This window comes from Pseudoxanthomonas taiwanensis (assembly GCF_010093135.1).
Lineage (GTDB): Bacteria > Pseudomonadota > Gammaproteobacteria > Xanthomonadales > Xanthomonadaceae > Pseudoxanthomonas > Pseudoxanthomonas taiwanensis.
Map to the genome: position 1 here is coordinate 1 of NZ_PDWK01000042.1, position 26,118 is coordinate 26,118.

Consider the following 26,118-nt stretch of genomic DNA (forward strand, 5'->3'; position numbering starts at 1 on the left):
GTGCAGATCGACGATGCCTACCTCGGCGGCGAGCGCAACGGCGGCAAGCGCGGGCGCGGTGCCGAGGGCAAGCAACCCTTCGTGATCGCGGTGCAGACCGACGCCCGCTTCGCCGCGCCGAGCCTGGCCGTGATCGAGCCGGTGCGCAGCTTCGACAACGTCTCGCTCGAGGACTGGATCGCACGGCGCCTGGCGCCCGGGTGCGAGACCTATACCGACGGTCTGGCCTGCTTCCGCCGGCTCGAAGACGCCGGCCACGCCCACACCACGCTGGACACCGGCGGCGGCCGTGCCGCCACCGAGGCGCCGGGCGCGCGTTGGGTGAACGTGCTGCTGGGCAACGTCAAGCGCGCCATCAACGGCACCTACCACGCCATCCGCCAGGCCAAGTACGCGCGGCGCTACCTGGCCGAAGCCGCCTACCGGTTCAACCGTCGCTTCCGCCTGCATGAGATGCTGCCGCGACTGGCCACCGCCATGCTGCGCTGCAAGCCTTGCCCCGAGCCGGTCTTGCGCGCTGCGAGCAATTTTCATGGCTGAGGGTCGGGGCTAATCAGGTTCTTTTATGCAAGGCTTTACCAGATCCGCACGCGGTCTTCCGGCTTGATGTACAGCCGGTCGCCTTGCTTGACGCCGAAGGCGTCGTACCAGGCGTCGATGTTGCGCAGCGGGGCGAAGGCGCGGATGTCGCCAGGCGAGTGGACGTTGGTGACCAGCTGCTGGCGCAGGGCGTCATCACGCCACAGGGTGCGCCAGACCTGGGCCCAGCCCAGGAAGAAGCGCTGCTCGCCGGTGAAGCCGTCGATCACCGGCGCCGGCTTGCCGCCCAGCGAGCGGCGGTAGGCCTCCAGCGCGATGGTCACGCCGCCCAGGTCACCGATGTTCTCGCCCATGGTCTGGCGGCCGTTGATGTGCAGGCCCGGCAGCTGCGGGAACTCGTAGGCCTCGTACTGGGCGCCGAGCTTGGCCGCCTGCGCCTCGAACTTGGCCGCGTCCTCCGGGGTCCACCAGTCGCGCAGCAGGCCCTTGCCGTCGGACTTGCGGCCCTGGTCGTCGAAGCCGTGGATGATCTCGTGGCCGATCACGGCGCCGATGCCGCCGTAGTTGACCGCCGGGTCGGCGTCCGGGTCGAAGAACGGCGGCTGCAGGATGGCGGCCGGGAACACGATCTCGTTCTTGACCGAGTTGTAGTAGGCGTTGACCGTCTGCGGGGTCATGCTCCACTCGGCCTTGTCCACCGGCTTGCCGAGGCGGGCGCGGCGGTAGTCCCACTCGAACTGGCGCGAGCGCAGGCGGTTGCCGACCACGTCACCGTTGACGATGCGCAGGCCGCTGTAGTCGCGCCACTTTTCCGGATGGCCGATCTTCAGGCCGAAGCCCTGGAGTTTGGCGCGGGCCTCGGCCTTGGTGGCCTCGCTCATCCAGTCCAGCTGGTCCAGGCGCGCGGCCATGCCGGCCTTCACGTTGGCCACCAGCTCGTCCATCTTGGCCTTGGCCTCGGGCGGGAAGTACAGCTTCACGTAGTCGCGGCCCACGGCCTCGCCGATGGTGGACTCGACCAGGGCCACGGCGCGCTTCCAGCGCTCGCGCTGCGCCTGCTGGCCGTTCATGAACCTGTCGCGGAACTCGAAGTGGGCGTTGGCGAAGCGGCTGGACAGCAGGGGCGCGGCGCCGTCCACGGCATGGAACGCCTGCCAGGCCTGCAGGGTGGCCACGTCGGTCTCGGCGAACAGCTTGGCCAGCTTCGGGACGGCGGTGTACTGGCGCACCACCGCGCGGTCGCCGTGGTCCACGCCGGCGGCCTTGAAGTACTCGGCCCACGGGAAGCCCGGGGCGTACTTGTCGAAGTCGGCGAAGGCGACGGGGTTGTAGGTCTTGTCGCGGTCGCGGCTCTCGGCGCGGGTCCAGTGCGCCTCGGCCACCCTGGTCTCGAAGTCCAGCACCGCCTGCGCGGCGGCCTTCGGATCTTTCCAGCCGGCCAGCTCCAGCATCTGCGCCACGTAGGCCAGGTAGCGCTCGCGCTGCGGGGCGAAGGTGTCACGCAGGTACATCTCGCGGTCGGGCAGGCCCAGGCCGGCCTGGCTCAGGTACAGCGTGTAGTGGTCCGGGTCGCGCTGGTCGTCGCCGACCATCAGCGCGAACAGGGTGGTGTTGAAGGTGTCGTGGGCGCCCATCAGGCGCGCCAGCTCCAGGTGGCTGTCGGCCTTGCGCACACGCTCCAGCACCGGCTGCAGCGGCCTGGCGTCCAGCTTCTCGATGGTGGCCTCGTCCATGAAGCCGCGGTAGATGGCGGCGATCTTGGCCGCATCGCCGTCGGTCTCCGGGTTGCCCAGCGGGTAGCTCTCCACCAGCTTGTGCACGCGCAGCTCGGACAGGTCGCGCAGCGCGCGGAACGAGCCGTAGCTGGACTGGTCGTCCGGGATCCGGGTGTTCTTCGCCCAGGTGCCGTTGGCGTAGGCGAAGAAGTCCACGCCCGGCCTGACGCTGCGGTCCATGCCGGCCACGTCGAAGCCCCAGGTGCCGTAGCGGGTGGGGGCGATGGTGTCGCCGCCGCCGGCCTCATCGGCGGCGTACAGCAGCTGGATGGTGCAGGCGCTGTCGGCGCAGGCGTGGTCCTCGTGGGCGGTGGCCGGGGTAGCCAGGCCGAGTGCGAACAGGGTCGCGACGGTGAGCAGGCTCTTCTTCAAGGCAGTCTCCATTCCAGGATGGCTTGCGCGGATGCACCGCCCAGCATAGTTGCAGCCGAAACCCCGGGGGGGGTGTCTTAGGTTGGGTTCCGCCGCCGGCCGCGCGCGCCGTCCTCCAGGCGGGCGGCGTAGTCCCCGCGCACGAAGCGGTTGATGTAGGTGTTCAGGCCGTCGCCGGCCTCGGCCAGGCGCTGCATCTCCAGCACGTGCGCCAGGCCGGGGTGGCGGGCGTCGTAGCGGTAGGTGCCGCCGCGGCGGAAGCGCACCTCGATCCAGCCCGGGCCGCACGCGTAGGCGGCGATGCCCGAGTCTCCATCGCCGCCCCGGTAGCGCTTCATGGCCGCTCCTCCGCACCCGGCATCCGGATCCATGCCCATGCCAGCACGGGCCACGTGCAGGGCGGATCAGGCGGCGCTGTCAGGTTGCCGCAGCGGACGGGACGGCGCGTCGCCGCCGACGCGGCTCCTACGGGGCGCCCAGGCGCCAGGCCAGGCCGGTGACACGGCGGGCGTGGCGTGCCAGGGCCTGTTCCAGGATCGCCGCGTCGGCGCACAGGTGCAGGGCGTGGCGGGCACGGGTCAGGCCGGTGTAGACCAGCTCGCGCGAGAGCACCCGGTTGGGCCGGGCCGGCAGCAGCAGCCACACTTCGTCGAACTCCGAGCCCTGCGCCTTGTGCACGGTCATGGCGAAGGCGCTCTCGTGCGCCGGCAGGGTGGCCGGGTGGAAGGCGCGCGGGCTGGCCGGGTCGGCGCCGGGGAACCAGGCCACCAGGGTGCCGTCCCCGTCCTCCAGACAGATGCCGATGTCGCCGTTGAACAGGCGGTGGCGGTAGCTGTTCTCGGTGACCAGCAGCAGGCGGCCGTGGAAGAAGCCGTCGGCGGCGGCGCGTGGACGGTGCTGGGCCAGGCGCTCGACCAGCAGCGCCTCGATGCGGGCATTGAGCGTGCGCGCGCCCTGCGGGCCCTCGCGCAGCACGGTCAGCAGGCGCAGGCGCCCGGCCAGCGCCAGGGCCTCGGCCGGGCCGGCGGCCTCGGCCAGCGCGTTCCAGTGCGCCAGCAGGGCCTCGCGCCGGGCCTGCAGCGGATCGCCCAGGCCCTCGTGGAAGTGCACGCCGGACAGGCCGCCGCCGCGCAGCAGCGCCAGCGCGCCGGCAGCGTCGCCGTCGCGCACGGCGCCGGCCAGCGGTGCCAGGTCCAGCGCCTCCGACTGCCGCAAGCCGCGCAGCAGGCGCACGTGGCGGGCGGGGAAGGGCGTGGCGCGGTCCGGCTCCGTGGCCCCGGCGGCCGGCGACCCCAGCAGGGGCCGCAGCGCCTGCGCGTCGGTCTCGGCCAGGCGCAGGCCGTCGCCGGCGGCGGCGAGGATGCCGCCGAGCACGTCGCCGGCCTCCACCGACGGCAGCTGGTCCGGGTCACCCAGCAGCACCAGGCGGGCGCCCTCGGGCACGGCCTCCACCAGCTTGGCCATCAGCGGCAGGTCGATCATCGAGGCCTCGTCCACCACCACCACGTCCACGTCCAGCGGGTGGTCGGCGTGGTGGCGGAACTGCGGTGAGTCCGGCACCGGCCCCAGCAGGCGGTGCAGGGTGCTGCCGCTGGCGGCCAGCGGTTCCAGCAGCGCCTCCTCGATGCCCTCGCCGGCCAGCAGCTGCGCGGCGCGGCGCAGGCTCTCGGCCATGCGCTCGGCGGCGCGGCCGGTGGGCGCGGCCAGGGCGATGCGCGGCGGCGGGCGGCCGAGCAGGCGGGCGCGCGCAGCCAGCAGCACCAGCAGGCGGGCGATGGTGGTGGTCTTGCCGGTGCCGGGGCCGCCGGTCACCAGCACCAGGCGGTGCAGCAGGGCCACGGCGGCGGCGCGCGCCTGGCGGTCCTCGCCGCCGGCGGCCTGCGGGAACAGGCGCGCGAACAGCGACGCCAGCCCGGCGATGCCGTCCATTTCCGGCGTGCCGCCGCCCAGCCGGCGCAGGCCGGCGGCCAGGCGACGTTCGTATTCGCGGTAGCGGCGCAGGTAGAGCAGACCGTGTTCCAGGACCAGCGGCGCCTGCCCCGGCGCCTCGACGTCGGCCGCCGGCGGACAGGCCACCCAGCGCGAGGCCTGCAGCTCGCGCCGCCACGCCTCCGCTTCCGGCCAGTCCGGCTCCTGCTCCAGCAGCCCGCGCGGATCGTCCACGGGGAAGGCGGCGTGCCCGGCCGACACCGCCCACGAGGCCAGCGCCGCGGCCGCGGCCACGGCGTCGGGCGTGGCCGGGTCGAGCCGGCGCAGGCCCAGCGCCAGCGCCTCGTCCACGGTGCGCGGCACGCCGGCCCTGCGCAGCGCCTCCAGCAGGCTCATGCCGCCACCTCCGCCCCGTCCCGGCCGGCGAACAGTGCATCCACCGCCTCCACCAGCGCCGGTTCGAAGCGCCAGGCCCAGACACCGGGGCGGACGCCGTCCACGGGTTCGGCCGTCGCATCCAGGCCGCGGCAGAACAGGTAGCGCACGCCGCCGAAGTCGCGCGCGTAGTCGTAGGCCGCGCCCAGGCGGAAGCGCAGCCAGCGGTGCAGGGCCACGGTGTAGATCAGCGCCTGCAGCGGGTACTCGCTGTGCTCCATGGCCTGGGCCATCTGCGCCGGACCGTAGCCGGGCAGGCGGTTGGACTTGTAGTCGAGCACGTACCAGCGCCCGTCGTGGTGGTAGGTCAGGTCGATCAGGCCGGTCATCAGGCCCTCGAGCCGGCGGCGCCCGCCGAAGCCCTGGCGGCCGCGCAGCAGGCCGTGCCGGTGCAGCAGCGCCAGCAGCCGGTCCACCCGGGTGGGCGCCAGGGCGAACTGGAACTCGATCTCCGGGCGGCGCTGCGCCGGCGGCAGCTCGGCCAGGCGCAGGCCTTCGGGCAGCGGCACGGTCAGGGTGTGGCCGGCCAGGGTGGTGAGCAGGGTGATGCCGTCCTCCAGCTCGGCGGCGGCGTAGCCGCCGTGGCCCAGGGCCTCGGCGATGCGGCCGCGCTCGGGCTCCGGCGCCGGGTCGCCCGGGCGCCAGTCCCGCCAGGCGGCGAAATCGGCGTGCTCCAGCACTTCGTGCAGCACCACGCCGAAGCGCGAGCCGGCAAAGCGCGGGTCGAAGGCCTCGTCCGGCGGCGCCTCGGCGTCGGCCGCGGCCGGTTCGTCGCGCCCGCCGGGCACGGCCTGGGTGGCGGCGGCGGAGGTGTCGCCGGCCTCGGCATGGGCCAGCTGGGTGAAGCTGTACACCCACCAGTCGCTCGCCAGGCCCCGGCCGGGCACGCGCGCGGGCGGCACCTGGCCCCCGGCCTCGGCCGGCAGGCGCGGCAGGCGCTCGGGCGGCACCGTGGCATCCAGCACGATCGCGCCCGGTGCGGCGGCGGCCAGCGCCGCCGGGTCCTCCACCATCGGCCACAGCGGCGCGCGCGCGTGCTCGTAGAACGCGCCGGTGGCCACCCACAGTGCGTCGCGGGCGCGGGTCAGGCCCACGTACAGCAGGCGCGCGTCCTCGGCCTCGCAGGCCCTGCGGTGGCGCTCCACCGCCTCCTTCCAGCCGCTGGTGTCCTCCAGCAGCCGCCAGTGCAGCACCGGCCGGCCCTCGGCGTCGTGCACCACCACGCAGCGGCCGGGCGCCTCCGCGCGCGCGCCGATGCCCACGAACGGCAGGAACACCAGCGGGTACTCCAGGCCCTTGCTCTTGTGCAGAGTGACGATCTGCACACGGTGCGCGTCCGACTCCAGGCGCAGCAGCTGGGCCTCGTCCTCGTTGCTGGCCTGGGCGATGGCCCGCTCCAGCCAGTCCACCAGACCGTGCAGGCCCAGCGCCTGGCGCTGCGCTTCCTGCAGGTGCTCGGCCAGCTGCAGGTAGTTGGTCAGGCGCCGCTCGCCGTCGTCCAGGGCCAGCAGGCGCACCGCCTGCTGCGCGCACAGGTCGTTGACCAGGGCCAGCGGGCCACCGTGGCGCAGGCGCTCGCGCCACTCCAGGGCGGTGCCCTGCCAGCGGCGCAGGGCCGGGCCGTCGGACTCCAGCGCGGCCAGCGCGGGCGCGTCCAGGCCGACCAGCACCGTGGCCAGCGCCGCGCGCAGGCGCGCCTCGTCGTCGCCGTGCAGCAGCGCGCGCAGCAGGGCCAGCAGCTCCTGCGCCTCGGCGGTGGAGAACAGGCTGGTGTTGCCGGCGGCCACCGCGGGGATGCCGGCCTCGGCCAGCGCCTGGCGGACGAGGGTGGCCTCGCTGTGCTTGCGCACCAGCACGGCGATGTCGCCCGGCCGCACCGGGCGGCCGTCGAGGCTGGCGCGGCCGGCGCGCGCGTCGGACAGCACGGCGTGGATCGCGGCCACGCAGGCGCGGGTGGCCCAGCGCCGCGAGTCCCCGGCCGACCAGGCCCTGGGCCTGCCCTTGTCGTCCGGCGGCGGCGCCGGGGCCTGCCACAGGGTCAGGGCCGGGGCCGGGATGCCGTCGCGCAGGTAGTCGGCGTCGGCGCGGCCGCCGCCCGGCGCGACCGGATGGAAGGCGATGCGCCCGTCCACGAAGGCGCGCGCGCCGGCGCGGTCGTACAGGGCCTGGATCGCGGCCAGCACCGCCGGGCGCGAGCGGAAGTTGTGCGCCAGCGGCGGAGCCTGCTCGGCGGTGGCCCGGGCGGCCAGGTAGGTCTCCACGTCGCCGCCGCGGAAGCGGTAGATGGCCTGCTTGGGATCGCCGATCAGGAACAGGGCCGGCTCGCTGCTGCCGGCGCCGAACACGCGGTCGAAGATGCGCCACTGCCGCGGGTCGGTGTCCTGGAACTCGTCCACCAGGGCGAAGGCGTACTGCGCGCGCAGGCGCGCGGCCAGGGCGTCGGCGTGCGGGCCGTCCAGGGCATCGGCCCCGCGGTCGATCAGGGCGTCGTAGGTCTGCACGGGGCGCTGGCGCTTGAGCACGGCCAGGCGCCGGCGCGCGTCCTCGCGGATCCGGTGCAGCAGGCGCACGCGCGCGGCCTGGCCCCAGGCCTGGGCCTGCTCCAGCGCGGCGCCATAGCGCTCGGCCGCCTCGCACAGCGGCGAGTCCGGCGTGCGCCCGGCGCCGCCCTTGCTGGTGCACCTGAGCAGCACGGCGCGGTGCAGCTGGCCCAGCTTGGGATGCTCGAACGGCGCCTCCGGGTCGGCGTCCGCGCACCAGCGGCGCAGGGCGTCGAACAGCTCGTGGATCCACGCGGCGCGGTAGCTGTTGCCGTTGAGCACCTTGCCCTCGACCGCGGCCAGCAGCTGCGCGCGGAACACGTCGCCGTGCGCCTGCGCGGCCTGCCGCAGGGCCGGGGCGGCGGCCCGCAGCGCCGGGCGCGGATCCGGCGGCGGCGGGTCGGGCGGTTCGGGAAGCAGGCGCGGCTGGCGCACGAGGGCCGGCAGGGCGGCGGCCAGCGCCTCCGGATCCGGCCACAGTGCCTCCAGGTCCGCCACGGTCGCGGCATAGGCGGCGTGGGCGCGCCACAGGTCGGCGGCCACCGCCCGGCGCAGGTCCAGGTCGTTGCCCAGCAGCTCCGGCGGGACGAAGCCCTGGCCGCTTTCCAGGGCGTGGTCGCGCAGCACGCGCAGGCAGAAGCCGTGGATGGTGAACACCGCGGCCTGGTCGATGGCGTCGGCGGCCGTGCGCAGGCGCCGGGCCAGCGCCGCCGGCGCCTCGCCGCTGGCCAGCTGGTGCGCCTGCAGCAGCTGCGCGGTGAGCCGCGCCTCGGGCGCCTCCAGGTCCGTGGCCGTGCCGGCGGCGACCTCGGCGGCCAGGGCCAGGCGCCGGCGCACGCGGGCGCGCAGTTCCTGGGTGGCGGCCTCGGTGTAGGTGACGGCGAGGATGCGCTCCACCGGCAGCGCGCGTTCCAGCACCAGGCGCACCACCAGGGTGGCCAGGGTGAAGGTCTTGCCGGTGCCGGCGGAGGCCTCGATGGCGCGCACGCCGTGCAGCGGCAGGGTCAGGTAGGCGTCCTGCGCTCCGCTCATGCGGCCTCCTCCTCGTCCGTGGCCAGGACCAGGCCGGCCAGGTCCTCCGGCCCGGCCTCCACCTCCGCGACCCGCCCCTCGACCAGGGCCAGGAACACGGCCTCGGCGGCGCGCACGAAGCGCAGCAGCAGCTCCGGCTCGGCGAACGGGTCGCGGCCGCGCAGCAGCAGCCGCCAAGCCGGGTCGGCGCCTTCGGCGAAGCCCGGGCCGCTGGTGCCGTGCCAGCGCTTGCGCGCCTGCGCCACGCCCTTGTCGTAGCCGGGGTTGGCGTAGATCTCCCAGCTGCTGTACGGGGCAAACAGCAGCGGCTCGGCCAGGCCCTGCACGCGCAGGGACAGCAGCCGCGCCAGCGCCGCGCGCGCCTGCGCGGCCGGCAGCGGCGCGCGCTCGAACGGGCCGTGGCGCAGGCCGTCGCGGTCGCGTACCTCGTGGAATTCCACCAGCGGCAGCGCCAGGCCGGCGGCGCTGGCCAGCAGCCAGTCCAGGCCGTGGCGCACTGCGGCCGGGCCGTTCATCGCGCCCAGGCGTACGCGGGCGATGCCGTGCGGGTACACGTCCTCGATGCGGCCGTGCACGCGCACGCCGTCGATGTCCGCTTCCACCACCACGCTGCGGGCCGAGGCATCGCCGCGCCAGGCGGCGAAGACCTCGCGCCAGGGCGCCAGCTGCCCGCACTGGCGCGCCAGCACGCGCCGGCCCGGCGCACCCGAGGGCAGGAGGGCGCGGGCGCGCAGGGTGGCGTGCAGGGTCTCCATGTCCTGGCCCTGGAGCAGGGCGGCGAAGACCGCCTGCCGCAGGCCGGCGCGCTCCAGCGGTGCGGACGGTTCGGCCAGCGGCTCGACGTCCTCGCGGCGCGCCTCCACCTCCGGCAGCCGCAGGCCCATGTGCCGGGCCAGCGCGTGCGCCGGGTTGCGCAGGAAGCGGCGCAGCGCCTCCAGCGGGACGGTGTCCGCCTCCGCGTCCGCGTCCGCGTCGGGCGGCGGCGCCAGGCGCGTGCCGGGCGGGAACCAGGGCGGCAGCGGCGTGCGCTGCGCGGCCGGCTGCGCCGCGGCCTCGCGCCAGTCGCGGCGGGAGGAGAAGCGGCGCGGCTCGCCGGCGCCGAAGGCCGCCGGCGAAAACGGCTGCAGCGGGTGGTGCACGACCAGCTCGCGCGCGGCCTGGCGTGGATCGGCGTGCTGGCGGGCGGCCGCGTCGATCAGCTCGGACACCAGCACCGAGGGCTCGCGCTCGCTGCCGTCGCGCGGATCGGCGCCGATCCAGCTGACGTAGAACACGTCCTGGGCCGAGGCCAGCAGCTGCAGGAACAGGAACCGGTCGTCGTCGCGGGTGGAGCGGTCGCCGTGGCGGCGGCGCCCGCTGCCCAGCTCGGCGGTCAGGCGGTTGAGGCCGGAGGACGGGTCGCGGCGCGGGAAGTCGCCGTCGTTCATGCCCAGCACGCAGATCACCCGGAACGGCAGCAGGCGCATGGGCACCATGCGCGCGATGCTGACGCCGCCGGTCAGCAGCGGGGCGCGGGTGTCGGCCTCGCCCAGCACCGCGGCGAAGTGCGCGCGCACCGCCTCCGGCGGCACCGGCGCGTCGAAGCCGGCCGCGGCCGCGCCGCGGGCGAACTCGTCGATGAGCGTGCGCAGGCGGTCCAGCGCACGCTGGGGGGACGGGCCGGACGGCGGCCGCGGCAGCAGCGCGTCGAGCAGGCCCAGCAGGCGTTCGCGCCACTGCGCCGGCGGCATCGGCTGGCCCAGCACGCGGGCGTGGCGGGCCAGCTCGCGCAGCAGGCGGATGCAGGTGTCCAGCACGTCCAGCGCGCTGCCTTCCAGCTGCGGCAACGGCGCCAGCACCTGGCCGTCGTCCAGCACGATCGGCGCGTCGCTGCCGCTGGCGTGGCCCAGCAGCAGGCGGTCCAGGGCGAAGGCCCAGGTGTAGGCGGCGTCGGCCGGCGCGTCGAAGCCGGTGCGGTGCGCCGCGTCGATGCCCCAGCGCGCGCCGGCCTGCTCCAGCCAGGCCTGCAGCCGCTCCAGTGCCGGCGCGGCCAGGCCGTTGGCCTCGGCCGGGGCCGGGCTGGCCAGCAGGTCCAGCACCTCGTGCAGGCCGAAGCGCGAGACCGGCAGCGCCAGCAGGCGCAGGAACACCTCGGCCAGCGGCTCGTTGGCCAGCGGGCTGGCGTCGGCCAGGGCGTAAGGGATGGCGTCCTCCTGCCCGCGGCGGCCGAACACCGCCTCCAGGTAGGGCAGGTAGGGATCGATGTCCGGCGCCAGCACCGCCACTTCGCGCGGCTGCAGCGGCGGGTCGAAGCGCGGATCGGCGAACAGACCGCGCAGCTGGTCGGCCAGCCCCTGCAACTCGCGCAGGCGGGTGTGGCAGGCGTGCAGCTGCAGGCTGGGGTCGGCGCGGTCCACCTGCGGCCGCGCCGGCGCGCCGGGCGTGGCCCGGCGGTGGAACAGGTCCGACTGCAGGCGCTGCAGCAGCCATTGGCCGTGTGCACCTTCGGCCGGATCGGCCCAGGCTGGCACCTCCAGGCTCGGATGCACCACCTCGTAGCCGCCCAGCAGGGCCATGAAGTCGCGGCCGGCGTAGCCCCAGGCGCGCAGCAGCGGGTTCTCCTCGGCCTCGCGTGCGGTGTCCAGGTCGCCCCAGTACTCGCGGCTGGGCGTGGGCAGGTAGAAGTGCAGGGTGCCCACCCGTGCCTGGGTGGCCAGGACCCGCAGCACATCCGGGGAGACGTTGAGGGTGGCGAAGGCGAACAGGCGCGGCGGCAGGCCGGCCGGCAGCGGGCCGTCGGCGCGGCCGTAACGGTCCAGGTAGTCCTGGATGCGGCGGGCGCGGTGGGCCAGGCCGCCGGCCACGTGCCGCCAGAGAATGGCCTGCGGATCGTCCGGGTCGGCGCCGGCCTCCCAGCGCAACAGCCAGTCGCGGCGCCAGGCCTGGTACTTCTCGAACACCACGCCCAGCTCGTGCGCCAGGGTCCAGGCGCGCAGCGGGTCGTCGCCGGACAGGTAGGCGTCGATCCCGGCCATGGCCGGCAGCGCGCGCAGCTGCGGATCGTGCAGGGCCCGGTACAGGCGCCAGTGCAGGGCGGTGGCGTCCAGGTCGGCGCCCGGGCCGAGGTTGGCCTCCAGCGCGCGGGCCACGAACTCGCCCGGGGCCAGGAACTCGATGTTGGCCACCACGCCGTGGCGTTCGGCCAGGTGCGCCTGCAGCCAGCGGCGCATGGCCACCTGCGGGATCAGCACCACGTCCGGAGCCAGCAGCGGCTGCCCCGGCGCCGGTTCGCGCAGCGCCTCGGCCAGCAGCCCGGCCAGCACTTCCAGCGAGTTGGAGGCGTAGAGGCGGAAGTCGGGCGCGGCGGTCATAGCGGCGCATCTTGCCGCAGGCGCGTCGCGGCAGGCGAGACGCGGGGGCTAGAATCGCGCGCCCGGCCGCATGCGGCCGCCACGTGGAAGCCCCATGCCCAGCCGGCGCGCGCCGCACCTGTTCCGATCCGCCCTGGCCCTGGTGGTGGCCGCCGTGCTCGGCTGGAGCTTCTGGCGCCATCCGGGCTGGCTGCAGCTGTGCGCGGGCCTGGCGCTGTTCCTGTTCGGCATGCAGTGTCTGGAGGAGGGCCTGCGCCAGCTGGCCGGCGGGCGCCTGGAGCGGCTGCTGGCGCGCAGCACCGGCACGCGCGGACGCGCGCTGCTGTTCGGCATGGCCGGGACCGCGCTGCTGCAGTCCACCACGCTGGTGTCGCTGCTGACCATCGCCTTCATCGGCTCGGGCCTGATCCAGCTGGCCGGCGGCATCGCGGTGATCCTCGGCGCCAACCTCGGCGCCACCGCCGGCATCTGGCTGCTGGCCCTGGCCGGGCAGAACCTGAGCCTGTCGCCGCTGGCCCTGCCGATGCTGGTGCTGGGCGTGCTGGCCGGCTTCACCGGCCCGGGCGGCAAGGCCGCCGGCCGCGTGGTGCTGGGGGTGGCCTTCATCTTCCTGGGCATCGACCAGCTCAAGGCCGGCTTCGCCGCAGTCGGCGGCGGCTGGGACCTGGCCGCGCTGCAGGGCGGCGGCGCCGGCGGCACGCTGCTGTTCGTGCTGGCCGGCCTGGCGGTGACCGTGGTGCTGCAGTCCAGCCACGCCACCCTGATGCTGACCCTGGCGGCGCTGGCCGGCGGCCAGCTGCAGCTGGACCAGGCCCTGGCGCTGGCGATCGGCGCCAACGTCGGCAGCAGCGTGAGCACGGCCTTCGTCGGCATGCTCGGCGGCAACCGCAGCGGCCAGCGCCTGGCCCTGGCGCACGCCCTGTTCAACATCGGCACCGCGGTGGCGGCGCTGTGCCTGCTGGTGCCGCTGGCCTGGCTGGTGCGGACGGTGGCCGGCCTGGCCGGCTTCGGCGGCAACGCGCTGCTGCAGCTGGCCTTGTTCCACACCCTGTTCAACGCCGGCGGCGTGGCCCTGTTCTGGCCCTGGCAGCGGCAGCTGGAGGCGCTGCTGCGACGCTGGCTGCCCGAGCGCGCCGACCCGGCCATGCCGGCCACGCCGGCGGAGGCGGCGGCACCGCTGGAGCGGGTACGCGCGCGCCACCTCTCCGGCCCGGCGCTGGAATCGGCCGACGCCGCGGCCGCCGCGGTGGCGCTGGAGCTGCGCCACCTGGGTCGGCTGAGCCTGGAGGTGATCTGCGAGGCGCTGTGCATGCCCGCCAGCGCGCTGGCCGCGCCGGCGCCGGAGGCGGCGCGGCTGGACACGGCGCGGCCGCCGCACGACTGCCTCGACGCCGAGACCCTGTACCAGCAGCGGGTCAAGGGCGTGTACGGCGACCTGCTGGCCTTCATGGGCCGACTGGAACTGCCGCTGGACGAGGAACACCGGCGCTTCTGGGCCGGCGCGCAGCTGGCGGCGCTGCAGATGGTCAACGCGGTCAAGAGCGCCAAGCACCTGCAGAAGAACCTGCGCCGGCGCCTGGCCGGGCCGGACACGCCGGTGCGCGCCGCCTACCTGGAGCTGCGTGCCCAGCTGTTCGCCCAGCTGCGCGCGCTGTACCTGCTCGGCGACACCCTGGACCGCGCCGCGGTGACCGCCACGCTGCGGGCGCTGGACCGGGACTCGGAGGCCTTCCACGGCCGCTTCCGTCAGCAGCTGTTCCGGCAGGTGCGCGAAGGCGTGTTCGACGGCCTGGAGGCCGGTTCGCTGCTCAACGACCAGGGCTACGCGCAGCAGGCCTACCAAGGCCTGCGCCAGGCCTTCGACTTCGCCGAGGAGCCGGCGTCGCTGCTGCGCCTGCGCCGGGAGGCGCCGGCGGCGACCTGAACGCGCCGCCTGGCACCGCGCCCACGACCGCACCGCTGGAACGCGGCGTGCCGCCATCCCGGACTGGGCGGCGCAATGGATCGGTTAACATTCAGTTTTCCGTGCGCATGATGCGCCGTTCGCCCTTTTTTCTCCGCAGGGAAAGCGCATTCCGCCGATGCCCGCTCCGTCCGCCACCGCCGTTGAACTGCGCGGCGTCCGCCTCGACCGTGGCGGCCGCACGACCCTGCGCACCGTGGCCCTGGCGGTGCCGGCCGGCAGCATCACCGCCGTGCTCGGCCCCTCCGGCACCGGCAAGTCCACCCTGCTGGCCGCGCTGACCGGCGAGCTGGTGCCGGCCGCGGGCGAGGTGCGGGTATTCGGCCAGCCGGTGCCGCGCGGCGCGCGCGCGCTGCTGGAGATGCGCAAGGGCATCGGCGTGCTGCTGCAGGGCAACGGCCTGCTCACCGACCTGACCGTGGCCGAGAACGTGGCCCTGCCGCTGCGCGCGCACACGTCCCTGCCCGAGCCGGTGCTGCAGCGGCTGGTGGCGATGAAGCTCAACGCGGTGGGCCTGCGGGAGGCGGCCGGGCTGTACCCGCGCGAGCTGTCCGGCGGCATGGCCCGGCGCGTTGCGCTGGCGCGCGCGCTGGCCCTGGACCCGCCGCTGATGCTCTACGACGAGCCGCTCACCGGCCTGGACCCGATCGCCTCCGGCGTGATCATGAGCCTGATCCAGCGCCTGTCGCGCAGCCTGGGCCTGACCAGCATCATCGTCAGCCACCACGTGCGCGAGACCCTGCCGATCGCCGACCAGGCGGTGGTGGTGGCCAACGGCGGCATCGTCTTCGACGGCACGCCGGAGGCGCTGGAGGCCAGTGGCGATCCGCTGCTGCGCCAGTTCCTGCGCGGCGAGCCGGACGGCCCGATCCCGTTCGAACGCGCCAGGGAGGTGGCCTGATGCCCGCCGTCGCCGCCCTGCAGGCCCTGGGCCGCGCCGGCCTGTTCTCGCTTTCGGTGCTGCGCGCCTCGCTGCCGACCCGCGACTTCTTCGCCGAACTGGTGCGCGAGATCTACAAGATCGGCGGCCGTTCGCTGCCGATCATCGCCGTGGGCGGCGCCTTCGTCGGCCTGGTGCTGACCCTGCAGGGCTACCGCACGCTCACCACCTTCGGCGCTTCCGACGCGCTGTCCACCCTGCTGGGCCTGTCGCTGTACCGCGAGCTGGGCCCGGTGCTGACCGCGCTGCTGTTCATCGGCCGCGCCGGCAGCTCGATCGCGGCCGAGCTGGGCCTGATGCGCGCCACCGACCAGATCAAGGCGCTGGAGCTGATGGCCATCGACCCGGTGGCCAAGGCGGTGGCGCCGCGCTTCTGGGCGGCGGTGCTGACCGTGCCGCTGCTGACCGGCTTCTTCTGCTCGCTGGCCATCTCCGCCAGCTGGTTCGAGGCGGTGCAGGTGCTGGGCCTGGACAACGGCACGTTCTGGTCGGCGCTGCAGGGCAGCGTGGACTTCTGGGACGACTTCGGCATCGCCCTGCTGAAGTCGGCCGTGTTCGGCGGCACCTGCGCGCTGGTGGCGGCCTTCGTGGGCTACCACGCCGAGCCGACCATCGAGGGCACCTCGGTGGCCACCACCCGCGCGGTGGTCAACGCCTCGCTGCTGGTGCTGATGTTCAACTTCGTGATGTCCGCCCTGCTGTTCCAGTGAGGGCACCGATGCGGCCGCGCCGGGCGCGTGCATTGATCCTTGGTTCAAACCGGTTCCGATAGGTATCTCCCAATGGCTATCCGTGGTCCCAGGCTCGAATTCGCCGTCGGCGCCTTCCTCCTGCTGGCGTTGGCCTCGCTGCTGGTGCTGGCCTTCGCCTCCACCAACCGCCAGTTCGGGCTGGGTGGCGGCACCTACCCGCTGGTGGCGCGCTTCTCCAACCTCGGCCAGCTGCGCCTGCAGGCGCCGGTGAAGATCGGTGGCGTGGTGGTCGGCCGGGTCGAGCGCATCGAGCTGGACCCGGTGCGCTACGACTCCATCGTCACCCTGGCCATCGACAAGCGCTATGCCGACCTGCCCGGCGACACCTCCGCGGGCATCTTCACCAGCGGCCTGCTGGGCGAGAGCTACATCGGCCTGCAGCCGGGTGGCGACCCCGAGCCGCTGCGGCCGGGCGACGAGATCGCCTACACCCAGCCGGCCATCGACCTGATCCAGCTGGTCGGCAAGTACATGTTCGGCGGCGGTTCCGGCGGAGGCGCCGGGACCGAGGCCGATCCCGGCGCGTTGGCGCCTTCCTCCCCCGAGCCCCCCCCGGAAGCACCGCTGCCATGCAACCGCTGATCCTGTCCCTCGCCCTGGCGCTGCCGCTGCTGGCGGCCGCCCCCGCCGCCGACCTGCACGCCCAGCCGGCCGCCGCCCAGGCCGCCACGCCGGGCAAGCAGGTGCTCGAGAACGGCACCCGCATCCTGCAGACCCTGCAGGAGCGCCGCGCCGAGTTCCAGAAGGACCCGGCCGCGCTGCGCGCCTTCCTCGACGGCGAGCTGCGCGCCCACTTCGACCGCGACTACGCCGCGCGCCTGGTGCTGGGCCCGCACGGGCGCGGCGCCAGCGACGCCGACGTGCGCCTGTTCGCCGACGCGCTGACCGACAACCTCATGCAGCGCTACGGCTCGGCCCTGCTCGGCTTCGAGGGCAAGCCGCGCCTGCGCCTGAAGTCCGAGACCCCGCTGCCCAACAACCGCGGCTACCGCGTCTCCACCGAGCTGCTGCGCGAGAACGGCGAGCCGGTGCCGGTGGACTACCTGGTCCGCGACAACGGCGGCTGGAAGATCTTCGACGTGATGGTCGAGGGCGTGTCCTACGTGCAGACCTTCCGCAGCCAGTTCGACGGGCCGCTGCGGCAGAAGTCCATCGCCCAGGTCGCCGCCGACCTGCGCGCCGGCAGGCTCAGCACCAATGCCAGCACGCCCTGAGCAGACCGCGCGCGTGCGTCGCGACGGGCAGGCGCTGCGCCTGGAAGGCCGGCTGGACCGCGCCGGCGCCACCGCCCTGTGGCCGCAGGCGCAGGCGCAGCTGGATGGTGCGCGCACGCTGGACCTGTCCGGCGTGGAAGGCCTGGACAGCGCCGGCCTGGCGCTGCTGGCCGAGCTGGCCGCACGCCTGCGCCAGGCCGGCCCGGTCGCGGTGACCGGCACGCCGCCGGGCCTGGCCGAGCTGTGCGCCGCCTACCGCCTGGATGCGGCGCTGGACTTCATCGGAGCCACCCCATGATCCGCCTGACCCTAGTCGCCGGCCTGCTGCTGGCCGGCTGCGCCAGCGCCCCGCGCCCCGCGGCGCAGGCCGCGGCCACGCCGGCCGAAGCCGGCACCGTGGCCGCGGCGGACGCCGTCCCCGTGGACGCGCCTGCCGCCGGGCCGGCCATGCCGGCCCAGGCCGAGGCCGAGGCGGCCCCGCAGGCCGGCGCCGGGCCGGCCGCCCCGACCGTGGACACGGCGGCACGGACCGAGGCCGGCCAGGCCACGGACCAGGCCGCCATCTCCGGCGAAAGCGGCGACATCGACGACGATTTCGCGGACATCTACGGCACCGATACGGGCCCCGGCGAGGTCGGCGCCGCCGCGGTGGCCTATGACCCGTGGGAACCGATGAACCGCCGCATCCACCGCTTCAACATGGCGGTGGACCGTGCCATCGCCCGGCCGCTGGCACGCGCCTACGTGGCCGCGGTGCCGCGCCCGGTGCGCACCGGCGTGACCAACTTCTTCGACAACCTCGGCTCGCCGGTCACGTTCGTCAACCAGCTGCTGCAGGGCCGGCCGCGCGACGCGGTGCAGACCCTGGGCCGCTTCCTGGTCAACTCCACCCTGGGCATCGGCGGCCTGCTCGACCCGGCCTCCGACCTGAAGATGAAACGCCGTTCCGAAGACTTCGGCCAGCCCCTGGGCGTGTGGGGCTGGCGCCGGTCGCGCTACGTGGAGCTGCCGTTCTTCGGCCCGCGCACCCTGCGCGACGTGGTCGGCCTGGGCGGCGACCTGCCGCTGTCGGCCACCCGCCAGATCGAGGAGGACAAGGTGCGCATCGGCCTGCAGGGCCTGCAGCTGGTGGACACCCGCGTGCGCCTGATGCCGCTGGACGACCTGCGCGACGCCGCGCCGGACGAGTACGTGCTCACCCGCGACGCCTGGCTGCAACGGCGCAACTACCTGATCGAGGCCGACCGCCACCGCCGTGCCGGCGACGGGGATCTGCCCGACTACCTGCGTGACGAGGAGCGCGATCCCACGGTCCCGGCCGACGCCATCCCGCTGCCCGGCGGCTGAGCCGGGCGGTCACGCCGCATGCGCAAAAAAGGGCCCGGTTCGCTCCGGGCCCTTTGTCTTGTGGCGCGCCGGCGGGCCGGCTTACGGCGCTCCGGCCTCCTCGTCGGACCCGGCCGCCTCCGGGCCCAGGTCGCCCAGCAGCGCCTGCGCCTGGTCGTGGGCCAGGGTCTCCACGCCGCGCAGCTTGCGTTCGATGGCGCGGGTGCGCACGCCGGCGGCCTTGATGCTGTTCTGCACCGTGCCCAGCTGCGAGGTGGCCTTCTCCAGCACGGTGGCGAACTTGCCGAACTCGCTCTTGACCGCGCCCAGCAGCTGCCAGACCTCGGAGGAGCGCTTCTCGATGGCCAGGGTGCGGAAACCCATCTGCAGGCTGTTGAGCAGGGCGGTGATGGTGGTCGGGCCGGCGACCACGATGCGGTGTTCGCGCTGCAGGGCGTCGGTCAGGCCGGCGCGGCGGATCACCTCGGCGTACAGGCCCTCGGTGGGCAGGAACATCACCGCGAAGTCGGTGGTGTGCGGCGGCACGATGTACTTCTCGCAGATGGACCTGGCCTGGATGCGCACCGCCTTCTCCAGCTGCGCGCCGCAGCTGCGCACCAGCTCCGCATCGCCCTGCTCCTGTGCCTCCAGCAGGCGCTCGTAGTCCTCGCGCGGGAACTTGCAGTCGATCGGCAGCCATACCGGCGCGTCGTCACGGCCGCGGCCGGGCAGGCGCACGGCGAAGTCCACCACCTCGGCGCTGTCCGGGCGCACGCGCACGGCGCGGGCGTACTGGTCGGCGGTGAGGATCTGCTCGAGCAGGTTGTCCAGCTGCACCTCGCCCCAGGTGCCGCGGGTCTTGACGTTGGTCAGCACGCGCTTGAGGTCGCCCACGCCGGTGGCCAGCTGCTGCATCTCGCCCAGGCCGCGCTGGACCTGCTCCAGGCGCTCGGACACCAGCTTGAACGAGGAGTCCAGGCGCGAGGTGAGTGTGCTCTGCAGCTTCTCGTCCACCGTCTCGCGCATCTTCTCCAGCTTGGCCGCGTTGTCCTCCTGCAGCGCGCGCAGCTGCTGCTCGAGGGTGGCGCGCATCTCGCCCATGCGCTGCTCGTTGCGCGCGGTCAGCTCCTGCAGGCGCTGGTTCAGGCCCTCGGCGAAGCGCTGCTGCGACTCCAGGCCCTCCTGGCGGGCCACGCGCGCGTCCTCCACCAGGCTGGCGCGCAGCGCCGCCAGCTGCTCGCCGAAGGCCTGGATGCGGGCATCCTGCTGGCGGCCGAACTGGTCCAGCTGCGCGCGCATGTCGCCCAGCCGCTGCGACAGCAGCTCGCCCAGCCGGGCCTGCGCCTCGATGCCCTCGGCCCGGCCCTTGCGCGCGTCCTCGGTGAGCGAGTCGCGCAGCTGGTCCAGGCGGGCGTCGGTGCGGGTGCCCAGGTCGGCCAGGTGGCGGGCGAAGCCGTCGATGCGCTGCCCCTGGGTGGCGCCCAGGCCGTCCAGCTGCTGGCGCAGCTCCAAGCGGCCGTCGCGCAGTTCCTCGCGCAGGGCCTCCTCCAGCTGCGCGCGCAGCCGGTCCAGGGCCGCCTCCGGCCGGCGCAGGAACAGGGCCAGGAGCAGGGCGAAGGCGGCCAGCAGCAGGCCGGCCATCAGGTAGAGCAGGGCGGTGTCGGTCATGGGCACAGTCTACCGGCCGCTGTCTCAGGCCCCGCGACGGCCGGACTTCACATTGGGCAAACACCCGGCCCGCCAAGACTGCCGCCCATGGCCCGAGCCGCCCGCCAGCCGATCCGCCTCAAGCGCGTCTACGACCCGGCCGAGCCGGGCGACGGCCAGCGCCTGCTGGTGGACGGGGTCTGGCCGCGCGGCAAGACCAAGCAGGAGCTGGCCATCGAGGCCTGGCTGCGCTCGCTGGCGCCCAGCGCCGGCCTGCGCCGCTGGTTCGGCCACGACCCGGCACGCTGGGAGGACTTCCGCGCCCGCTACTTCGAGGAACTGGCCGCCAACCCGGACGGGCTGGCGCGGCTGCGCACCTACCTGGACCGTGGCCCGGTGACCCTGCTGTACGCCGCGCGCGACGAGGAGCACAACAACGCCGTGGCCCTGCGCGACTTCCTGATGCTGGCCCGCCGCTCCGGCCCGGCCGGACGCCAGGCCGGCGCCACCCCGCGCACCCTGCCGGGCGTGCGCGGCAACGCCTGAAGGCCTAGTCCAGCACGCGGCAGAACACCGCCTTCAGGTAACGCGACTCCGGCACGTGGGCCAGGAACGGATGGTCCGGGCCGGCGCCGGCCACCCTGACCACCTGCACCGTGCGCCCGGCGTAGAACGCGGCGCGGCGCAGCATGTCCAGGAACTGCTCCTCCGAGACCAGCCCGGTGCAGGAGAAGGTGGCGAACAGGCCGCCGGGCCTGACCACGCCCAGGGCCAGCTTGTTCATGTCCAGGTACTTCTTCAGCGCGGCGATGACCTGGTCGCGGTCGCGGGTCATCTTGGCCGGGTCCAGCACCACCACGTCGTACTGCTCGCCGCGGGTGGCGGCCTCGCGCAGCCACGGGAAGATGTCGGCCTGGACGAAGCGCGGGCGCACGTTGTTCAGGCGGGCGTTGCCCCTGGCGATCTCGATCACGTCGCCGTCGATGTCGATGCCGGTGACCTCGGCCGCGCCGCGCACCGCCGCGTACACGGCGAAGCCGCCGGTGTTGCAGCACAGGTCCAGCACGCGCTTGCCGGCCACGTGCTGCGAGAGCCACTGCCGGTTCTCGCGCTGGTCGGCGAAGAAGCCGGTCTTGTGCGCCCCGGCCGGGTCGGCACGGAAGCGGATGCCGTGCTCGGTGATCACCGCCGGCTCGCAGGCCCCGCCCTCGCTGTAGGTCGGGCGGAAGTCGAAGCTCTCCTGCTTCTGCACGTGCTCCTCGGCGAAGCTGTAGATGCGCGCGCCGGGGAAGTGCTGGCGCAGGGCGGCGTAGATCCACTCGCGGTGGCGCCACATGCCGGCGCTGAAGAACTCCACCACCAGCAGGTCGGCGTAGCGGTCCACCACCAGGCCGGTCAGGCCGTCGCCCTCGGCGTGGACCACCCGCCAGGCATCGGAGACCTGGTCCAGGCCCAGCACCTGCCGGCGCAGCTCCACCGCCCGGCCGATGCGGCGCGCGAACCAGGCCGCGTCCACCGCCACCTCCGGATCGGTTTCCAGGATGCGCACGGCGATGCGCGAGTGGCCGTTGTAGAAGCCGCGGCCGATCCACCGGCCGTCCACGTCGATCACGTCCACGATCTCGCCGGGGCGCGGCTTCTGCGCCGGTTTCTCGACCAGTTTCTGGAAGATCCAGGGATGGCTGGAACGCCAGGCGCTCTTCAGCCGCACGGTGGGCAGGGGGGCATTCATCCGCACATTGTAGGCCGTTCCGGCCACCGCCCCCGTGCGCCATACCCTGGGGAATGGCCGGGCCTGCCAAGGGCGGGGCAAAACGCGCGACAATGCGGGGGTTTGCCGCCGGTGCGCCGGCCGTCTTCCCGTTGCCACGCAAGGATCCCCACGAATGTCCGATTCGCCCAAGATCATCTACACGCTGACCGACGAAGCCCCGTTCCTGGCGACGCAGTCGCTGCTGCCGATCGTGCAGGCCTTCGCCGCCACCGCCGGCATCACCGTGGAGACCCGGGACATCTCGCTGGCCGGCCGCATCCTGGCCCAGTTCCCGGACGTGCTGGGCGAGCGCAAGGTCAACGACGACCTGGCCGAGCTGGGCGAGCTGGCCACCCGGCCGGAGGCCAACATCATCAAGCTGCCGAACATCCCCGCCTCGGTGCCGCAGCTGAAGGCGGCCATCCGCGAGCTGCAGGAGCACGGCTACCCGCTGCCGGACTACCCGGACGAGCCGAAGGACGCGCGCGAGCAGGAGATCAAGGCCCGCTACGACCGGGTCAAGGGCAGTGCGGTCAACCCGGTGCTGCGCGAGGGCAACTCCGACCGCCGCGCCCCGGCGTCGGTCAAGAACTACGCGCGCAAGCACCCGCACCGCATGGGCGCCTGGAGCGCCGACTCCCGCTCGCACGTGGCCCACATGGACGGCGGCGACTTCTACGGCAGCGAGAAGTCGGCCACCCTGGCCAAGGCCGGCAGCCTGAGGATCGAGCTGCTGCGCAAGGACGGCGGCACCGAGGTGCTGAAGGAGAAGGTGCCGGTGCTGGCCGGCGAGGTGGTGGACGCGGCGGTGATGAGCCGCAAGGCGCTGGCCGCCTTCGTGGCCGCGCAGATCGAGGACGCCCGCGCCCGCGAGGTGCTGTTCTCGGTGCACCTGAAGGCCACCATGATGAAGGTCTCCGACCCGATCATGTTCGGCGTGTTCGTGTCCGAGTTCTACAGGCCGGTGCTGGAGAAGCACGCCGAGGCCCTGAAGCAGGTCGGCTTCAACCCGGAGAACGGCATCGGCGACCTGTACGCGCGCATCGCCGCGCTGCCGCAGGACCAGCAAGAGGCGATCAAGGCCGACATCCAGGCCCTGTACGCGCAGCGCCCGGGCCTGGCCATGGTCAACTCGGACAAGGGCATCACCAACCTGCACGTGCCCTCGGACGTGATCGTGGACGCCTCGATGCCGGCGATGATCCGCGACTCCGGCCGCATGTGGAACGCCGCCGGCGAGCTGCAGGACACCAAGGCGGTGATCCCGGACCGCTGCTACGCCGGCGTCTACCAGGCGGTGATCGACGACTGCAAGGCCAACGGCGCCTTCGACCCGACCACCATGGGCAGCGTGCCCAACGTCGGCCTGATGGCGCAGAAGGCCGAGGAGTACGGCAGCCACGACAAGACCTTCCGCATCCCGGCCGACGGCACCGTGCGCGTCACCGACCAGGACGGCAACGTGGTGTTCGAGCATGAGGTCGAGGCCGGCGACATCTGGCGCATGTGCCAGACCAAGGACGCGCCGATCCAGGACTGGGTCAAGCTGGCCGTCACCCGCGCGCGCCTGAGCAACACCCCGGCGGTGTTCTGGCTGGACCCGCAGCGCGCCCACGACCGGCAGCTGATCGCCAAGGTGGAGCGCTACCTCAAGGACCACGACACCAGCGGCCTGGACATCCGCATCATGTCGCCGGTGGAGGCCACCAGGTTCTCGCTGGCGCGCATCCGCCAGGGCAAGGACACCATCTCGGTCACCGGCAACGTGCTGCGTGACTACCTGACCGACCTGTTCCCGATCCTGGAGCTGGGCACCAGCGCCAAGATGCTGTCCATCGTGCCGTTGATGGCCGGCGGCGGCCTGTTCGAGACCGGCGCCGGCGGCAGCGCGCCCAAGCACGTGCAGCAGTTCGTGCAGGAGAACTACCTGCGCTGGGACTCGCTGGGCGAATTCCTGGCCCTGGCCGCCTCGCTGGAGCACCTGGCCGAGCGCACCGGCAACGCCCGCGCCGCGGTGCTGGCCGCCGCCCTGGACCAGGCCAACGGCCGGATCCTGGACAACAACCGCTCGCCGGCGCGCAAGGTCGGCGAGCTGGACAACCGCGGCAGCCACTTCTACCTGGCCCTGTACTGGGCCCAGGCCCTGGCCGCCCAGGACCAGGACCCGGAGCTGGCGGCGCGCTTCGCCCCGCTGGCGCAGGCCCTGGCCGAGAACGAGGCCAGGATCGTGGCCGAGCTCAACGGCGTGCAGGGCAAGCCGGTGGACATCGGCGGCTACTACCAGCCCGACCCGGCCAAGGTCGGCGCGGCCATGCGGCCCTCGCCGACCTTCAACGCCGCGCTGGCGGCGCTGTAAGCGCCAGCGACGTGTCCGGAACGGGGCGCTGCGGCGCCCCGTTTCCGTTGCGGCGGCCTTCGCGGCCGGCCACGCACCGCGTGCTAGGCTGCCGCCGGTCCCCGCGAAGGAGCACGCCATGAACCGACGCTCTCCGTTCCGTGCCGGCCTGCTGGGCCTGGCGCTGGCCCTGGCCCTGCCGGCGGCGGCGGCCGACGCCCCCGCCACCACGGCCGCCGAACCGGCCCCGGATGCCGCCCTGCAGGCGGCCATCGCCGGCCCCTGGCGCGATCCGGCCAACGTGGCCCGCGACCGCTACCGCCATCCCGGGCAGACCCTGGCCTTCTTCGGCATCCGTCCGGACATGACCGTGGTGGAGATCACCCCCGGCGGCGGCTGGTACAGCGAGATCCTGGCCCCGTACCTGCGCGAACAGGGCCGCTACGTCGCCGCGGTGGTGGATCCGCAGGCGGTGGCCGAGGGCCCCGGCCGCGACTACCAGCAGCGCGCCCGCGACGGCCTGGAGAAGAAGTTCGCCGCCGCGCCGGAGCAGTACGACCGCGCCAGCTTCGTCGCCTTCGACCCGAAGGCGCCGGTGTTCGGCCCGCCCGGCTCGGCCGACCTGGTCCTGACCTTCCGCAACGTGCACAACTGGCGTATGGCCGGGCAGGCCGAGGGCATGTTCAAGGGCTTCTTCGAGGTGCTCAGGCCCGGCGGGGTGCTGGGGGTGGTCGAGCACCGCGCCGCCGCCGACGTGCCGGCCGACGACCGCAGCGGCTACGTGGGCCAGGCCCAGGTGATCGCCCTGGCCGAGGCCGCCGGCTTCGTGTTCGACGGCAGCAGCGAGGTCAACGCCAACCCGGCCGACACCAGGGACCANCCCAACGGCGTGTGGACGCTGCCGCCGACCAACCGCCACGACCCGGCTGACCGGGAGAAGTACCAGGCCATCGGCGAAAGCGACCGCATGACCCTGCGCTTCGTGAAGCCGCCCCGGGAATGAAACGAAGAGGGGGGCGTCGGGGCCGTGGCCACGGCCCCGCCAACGGGAATCACGACGGAAACAATGAATCGTGAGAGCATCCGGGCCGCCCCCGCGGCCCCGGGCACGCAAGCGGCAACGATCCGATGGAATGGAGCGGGCGGGCATCGGGGTCGTGGCCACGCCCCTCACCCTCGCAACGCCCCCCGGTTCTTCACCCCCCCCAGGGCGCGCCGCCATGCACCGCCGCACCTTCCTCACCGCGCTGGCGGCCGGACTGGCCGCCGTGCCCCTGGCGACGGCGCCGGCCACCGGAGGAGACGCATCCATGTACGGACTGATCGGGAAACTGCGCGCCCAGCCGGGCCGGCGCGAGGCGCTGGCCGCGATCCGGCGGGAGGCCACCACCGCCATGCCCGGCTGCCTGTCCTACGTGGTGGCCGAGGACAGCACCGACGCCGACGCGCTGTGGGTCACCGAGGTCTGGGACAGCGCCGACAGCCACCAGGCCTCGCTGCAGCTGCCGCAGGTGCGCCAGGCCATCGCCCGCGCCCGGCCGCTGATCGCCGGCTTCGACGCGCACGTGGTCACCCGCCCGCTGGGCGGCGCCGGCCTGCCGCAGTCCTGAGGCACGCAGCGCACATGCTGGTGGCCTTCAACAAGCCCTACGGGGTGCTGTGCCAGTTCACCGACCGCAGCGTGCCGCCACGCCCGACCCTGGCCGGCTTCGGCCTGCCCAGGGACGTGTACGCGGCCGGGCGCCTGGACCACGACAGCGAAGGCCTGCTGCTGCTGACCGACGACGGCGCGCTGGCGCACCGCCTGACCGACCCGCGGCACAAGCAGCCCAAGACCTACTGGGTGCAGGTGGAAGGCGATCCGCGCGAGGAACAGCTGCAGGCCCTGCGCGGCGGCGTGCTGCTCAACGACGGGCCCACGCGCCCGGCGCAGGTGCGGCGGCTGGAGCCGCCGCCCGCGCTGTGGCCACGCGATCCGCCGGTGCGCTTCCGCAAGACCGTGCCGGACGCCTGGCTGGAACTGGTGATCACCGAGGGCCGCAACCGCCAGGTGCGGCGCATGACCGCCGCGGTGGGCCTGCCCACCCTGCGCCTGGTGCGGGTCGGCATCGGCCCGTGGCGGCTGGACGAAGGCGGGCAGTGGCTGGCGCCCGGGCAGTGGCGCACGCTCCCGGCCCCGGCGCCGCCGGGCGCGCGCGACGGCGCCGGGGCCGGG

20 protein-coding genes are annotated in these 26,118 nt (G+C 74.2%); 13 read left to right on the top strand and 7 right to left on the bottom strand.

What is annotated here, in order from left to right; all coding sequences use genetic code 11:
• A partial coding sequence (locus tag CR938_RS09130; protein ID WP_162124715.1) for an IS1595 family transposase occupies positions 1-540 on the top strand: 540 nt, incomplete at its 5' end.
• 35 nt (positions 541-575) lie between these two features.
• Here CR938_RS09130 and CR938_RS09135 read toward each other — a convergent pair.
• The 5 genes from CR938_RS09135 to recC all read right to left on the bottom strand — a co-directional run bounded on the left by CR938_RS09135 (position 576) and on the right by recC (position 11,973).
• A complete protein-coding gene (locus tag CR938_RS09135) occupies positions 576-2,687 on the bottom strand; it encodes a M13 family metallopeptidase (RefSeq protein ID WP_246191031.1) in 2,112 nt (703 codons plus the stop codon).
• A 77-nt stretch (positions 2,688-2,764) separates the two neighbouring features.
• On the bottom strand, positions 2,765-3,025 hold the full coding sequence (locus CR938_RS09140; protein ID WP_162124717.1) for a hypothetical protein: 261 nt from the start codon (positions 3,023-3,025) through the stop codon (positions 2,765-2,767).
• 127 nt (positions 3,026-3,152) lie between these two features.
• Positions 3,153-5,012 (bottom strand): exodeoxyribonuclease V subunit alpha, encoded by a 1,860-nt coding sequence (recD, locus tag CR938_RS09145; RefSeq protein WP_162124718.1) that lies wholly within the window; start codon positions 5,010-5,012, stop codon positions 3,153-3,155.
• Positions 5,009-8,623, bottom strand: coding sequence for a UvrD-helicase domain-containing protein (locus CR938_RS09150; RefSeq protein WP_162124719.1), 3,615 nt, complete (start codon positions 8,621-8,623; stop codon positions 5,009-5,011). Before CR938_RS09150 ends, recD begins: the two co-directional genes overlap by 4 nt.
• Positions 8,620-11,973 carry an exodeoxyribonuclease V subunit gamma gene (gene recC / locus CR938_RS09155; RefSeq protein WP_162124720.1) on the bottom strand — a complete coding sequence of 1,118 codons (3,354 nt, stop codon included), beginning with the start codon at positions 11,971-11,973 and terminating at the stop codon, positions 8,620-8,622. The genes CR938_RS09150 and recC overlap by 4 nt, the downstream gene beginning before the upstream one ends.
• 94 nt (positions 11,974-12,067) lie before the next feature.
• On the opposite strand from recC, the gene CR938_RS09160 reads away from it, so the two are divergent.
• From CR938_RS09160 to CR938_RS09190, 7 genes are all read left to right on the top strand, one after another.
• Positions 12,068-13,897, top strand: a complete 1,830-nt coding sequence (locus CR938_RS09160; protein WP_162124721.1) for a Na/Pi cotransporter family protein — start codon at positions 12,068-12,070, stop codon at positions 13,895-13,897.
• Positions 13,898-14,054: 157 nt separating this feature from the next.
• Entirely contained in the window at positions 14,055-14,837 is a 783-nt protein-coding gene (locus tag CR938_RS09165) for an ABC transporter ATP-binding protein (protein ID WP_162124722.1), read from the top strand.
• Positions 14,837-15,586 (top strand): MlaE family lipid ABC transporter permease subunit, encoded by a 750-nt coding sequence (locus CR938_RS09170; RefSeq protein WP_162124723.1) that lies wholly within the window; start codon positions 14,837-14,839, stop codon positions 15,584-15,586. The genes CR938_RS09165 and CR938_RS09170 overlap by 1 nt, the downstream gene beginning before the upstream one ends.
• A gap of 72 nt (positions 15,587-15,658) precedes the next feature.
• Positions 15,659-16,210, top strand: a complete 552-nt coding sequence (gene mlaD, locus CR938_RS09175) for an outer membrane lipid asymmetry maintenance protein MlaD (protein ID WP_162124724.1) — start codon at positions 15,659-15,661, stop codon at positions 16,208-16,210.
• Positions 16,198-16,842, top strand: coding sequence for an MlaC/ttg2D family ABC transporter substrate-binding protein (locus tag CR938_RS09180; protein ID WP_162124725.1), 645 nt, complete (start codon positions 16,198-16,200; stop codon positions 16,840-16,842). The genes mlaD and CR938_RS09180 overlap by 13 nt, the downstream gene beginning before the upstream one ends.
• The gene (locus CR938_RS09185) at positions 16,826-17,140 is read left to right on the top strand and encodes an STAS domain-containing protein (protein ID WP_162124726.1); all 315 of its coding nucleotides are present in this window, start codon (positions 16,826-16,828) and stop codon (positions 17,138-17,140) included. The genes CR938_RS09180 and CR938_RS09185 overlap by 17 nt, the downstream gene beginning before the upstream one ends.
• Complete coding sequence (locus CR938_RS09190) at positions 17,137-18,189, top strand: MlaA family lipoprotein (RefSeq protein WP_162124727.1); 1,053 nt, start codon at positions 17,137-17,139, stop codon at positions 18,187-18,189. Before CR938_RS09185 ends, CR938_RS09190 begins: the two co-directional genes overlap by 4 nt.
• Before the next feature lie 81 nt (positions 18,190-18,270).
• On the opposite strand, the gene CR938_RS09195 is transcribed toward CR938_RS09190, so the two are convergent.
• A complete protein-coding gene (locus tag CR938_RS09195; RefSeq protein WP_162124728.1) occupies positions 18,271-19,836 on the bottom strand; it encodes a DNA recombination protein RmuC in 1,566 nt (521 codons plus the stop codon).
• Positions 19,837-19,923: 87 nt separating this feature from the next.
• On the opposite strand from CR938_RS09195, the gene CR938_RS09200 reads away from it, so the two are divergent.
• Positions 19,924-20,361 (top strand): DUF488 domain-containing protein, encoded by a 438-nt coding sequence (locus CR938_RS09200; RefSeq protein WP_162124729.1) that lies wholly within the window; start codon positions 19,924-19,926, stop codon positions 20,359-20,361.
• 4 nt (positions 20,362-20,365) lie between these two features.
• Here CR938_RS09200 and CR938_RS09205 read toward each other — a convergent pair whose 3' ends face one another.
• Positions 20,366-21,547 (bottom strand): class I SAM-dependent rRNA methyltransferase, encoded by a 1,182-nt coding sequence (locus CR938_RS09205; protein ID WP_162124730.1) that lies wholly within the window; start codon positions 21,545-21,547, stop codon positions 20,366-20,368.
• A 154-nt stretch (positions 21,548-21,701) separates the two neighbouring features.
• Here CR938_RS09205 and CR938_RS09210 point away from each other — a divergent pair, with 154 nt between their 5' ends.
• The 4 genes from CR938_RS09210 to CR938_RS09225 form a co-directional block, all read left to right on the top strand.
• A complete protein-coding gene (locus CR938_RS09210; RefSeq protein WP_162124731.1) occupies positions 21,702-23,924 on the top strand; it encodes an NADP-dependent isocitrate dehydrogenase in 2,223 nt (740 codons plus the stop codon).
• Positions 23,925-24,042: 118 nt separating this feature from the next.
• The gene (locus CR938_RS09215; RefSeq protein WP_162124732.1) at positions 24,043-24,906 is read left to right on the top strand and encodes a class I SAM-dependent methyltransferase; all 864 of its coding nucleotides are present in this window, start codon (positions 24,043-24,045) and stop codon (positions 24,904-24,906) included.
• 307 nt (positions 24,907-25,213) lie between these two features.
• Positions 25,214-25,513: a putative quinol monooxygenase gene (locus CR938_RS09220; protein ID WP_246191032.1), complete on the top strand. Its 300-nt coding sequence runs from the start codon at positions 25,214-25,216 to the stop codon at positions 25,511-25,513.
• A gap of 14 nt (positions 25,514-25,527) precedes the next feature.
• Positions 25,528-26,118 (top strand): pseudouridine synthase (locus tag CR938_RS09225; protein WP_162124734.1); only part of this gene is annotated, 591 nt, incomplete at its 3' end.

Bases quoted from the DNA above. Each gene is read 5' to 3' on its own strand.
- CR938_RS09140 (WP_162124717.1), bottom strand. From the start codon at position 3,025: ATGAAGCGCTACCGGGGCGGCGATGGAGACTCGGGCATCGCCGCCTAC.
- recD (WP_162124718.1), bottom strand. From the start codon at position 5,012: ATGAGCCTGCTGGAGGCGCTGCGCAGGGCCGGCGTGCCGCGCACCGTG.
- CR938_RS09150 (WP_162124719.1), bottom strand. From the start codon at position 8,623: ATGAGCGGAGCGCAGGACGCCTACCTGACCCTGCCGCTGCACGGCGTG.
- recC (WP_162124720.1), bottom strand. From the start codon at position 11,973: ATGACCGCCGCGCCCGACTTCCGCCTCTACGCCTCCAACTCGCTGGAA.
- CR938_RS09160 (WP_162124721.1), top strand. From the start codon at position 12,068: ATGCCCAGCCGGCGCGCGCCGCACCTGTTCCGATCCGCCCTGGCCCTG.
- CR938_RS09165 (WP_162124722.1), top strand. From the start codon at position 14,055: ATGCCCGCTCCGTCCGCCACCGCCGTTGAACTGCGCGGCGTCCGCCTC.
- CR938_RS09170 (WP_162124723.1), top strand. From the start codon at position 14,837: ATGCCCGCCGTCGCCGCCCTGCAGGCCCTGGGCCGCGCCGGCCTGTTC.
- mlaD (WP_162124724.1), top strand. From the start codon at position 15,659: ATGGCTATCCGTGGTCCCAGGCTCGAATTCGCCGTCGGCGCCTTCCTC.
- CR938_RS09180 (WP_162124725.1), top strand. From the start codon at position 16,198: ATGCAACCGCTGATCCTGTCCCTCGCCCTGGCGCTGCCGCTGCTGGCG.
- CR938_RS09185 (WP_162124726.1), top strand. From the start codon at position 16,826: ATGCCAGCACGCCCTGAGCAGACCGCGCGCGTGCGTCGCGACGGGCAG.
- CR938_RS09190 (WP_162124727.1), top strand. From the start codon at position 17,137: ATGATCCGCCTGACCCTAGTCGCCGGCCTGCTGCTGGCCGGCTGCGCC.
- CR938_RS09195 (WP_162124728.1), bottom strand. From the start codon at position 19,836: ATGACCGACACCGCCCTGCTCTACCTGATGGCCGGCCTGCTGCTGGCC.
- CR938_RS09200 (WP_162124729.1), top strand. From the start codon at position 19,924: ATGGCCCGAGCCGCCCGCCAGCCGATCCGCCTCAAGCGCGTCTACGAC.
- CR938_RS09205 (WP_162124730.1), bottom strand. From the start codon at position 21,547: ATGAATGCCCCCCTGCCCACCGTGCGGCTGAAGAGCGCCTGGCGTTCC.
- CR938_RS09210 (WP_162124731.1), top strand. From the start codon at position 21,702: ATGTCCGATTCGCCCAAGATCATCTACACGCTGACCGACGAAGCCCCG.
- CR938_RS09220 (WP_246191032.1), top strand. From the start codon at position 25,214: ATGTACGGACTGATCGGGAAACTGCGCGCCCAGCCGGGCCGGCGCGAG.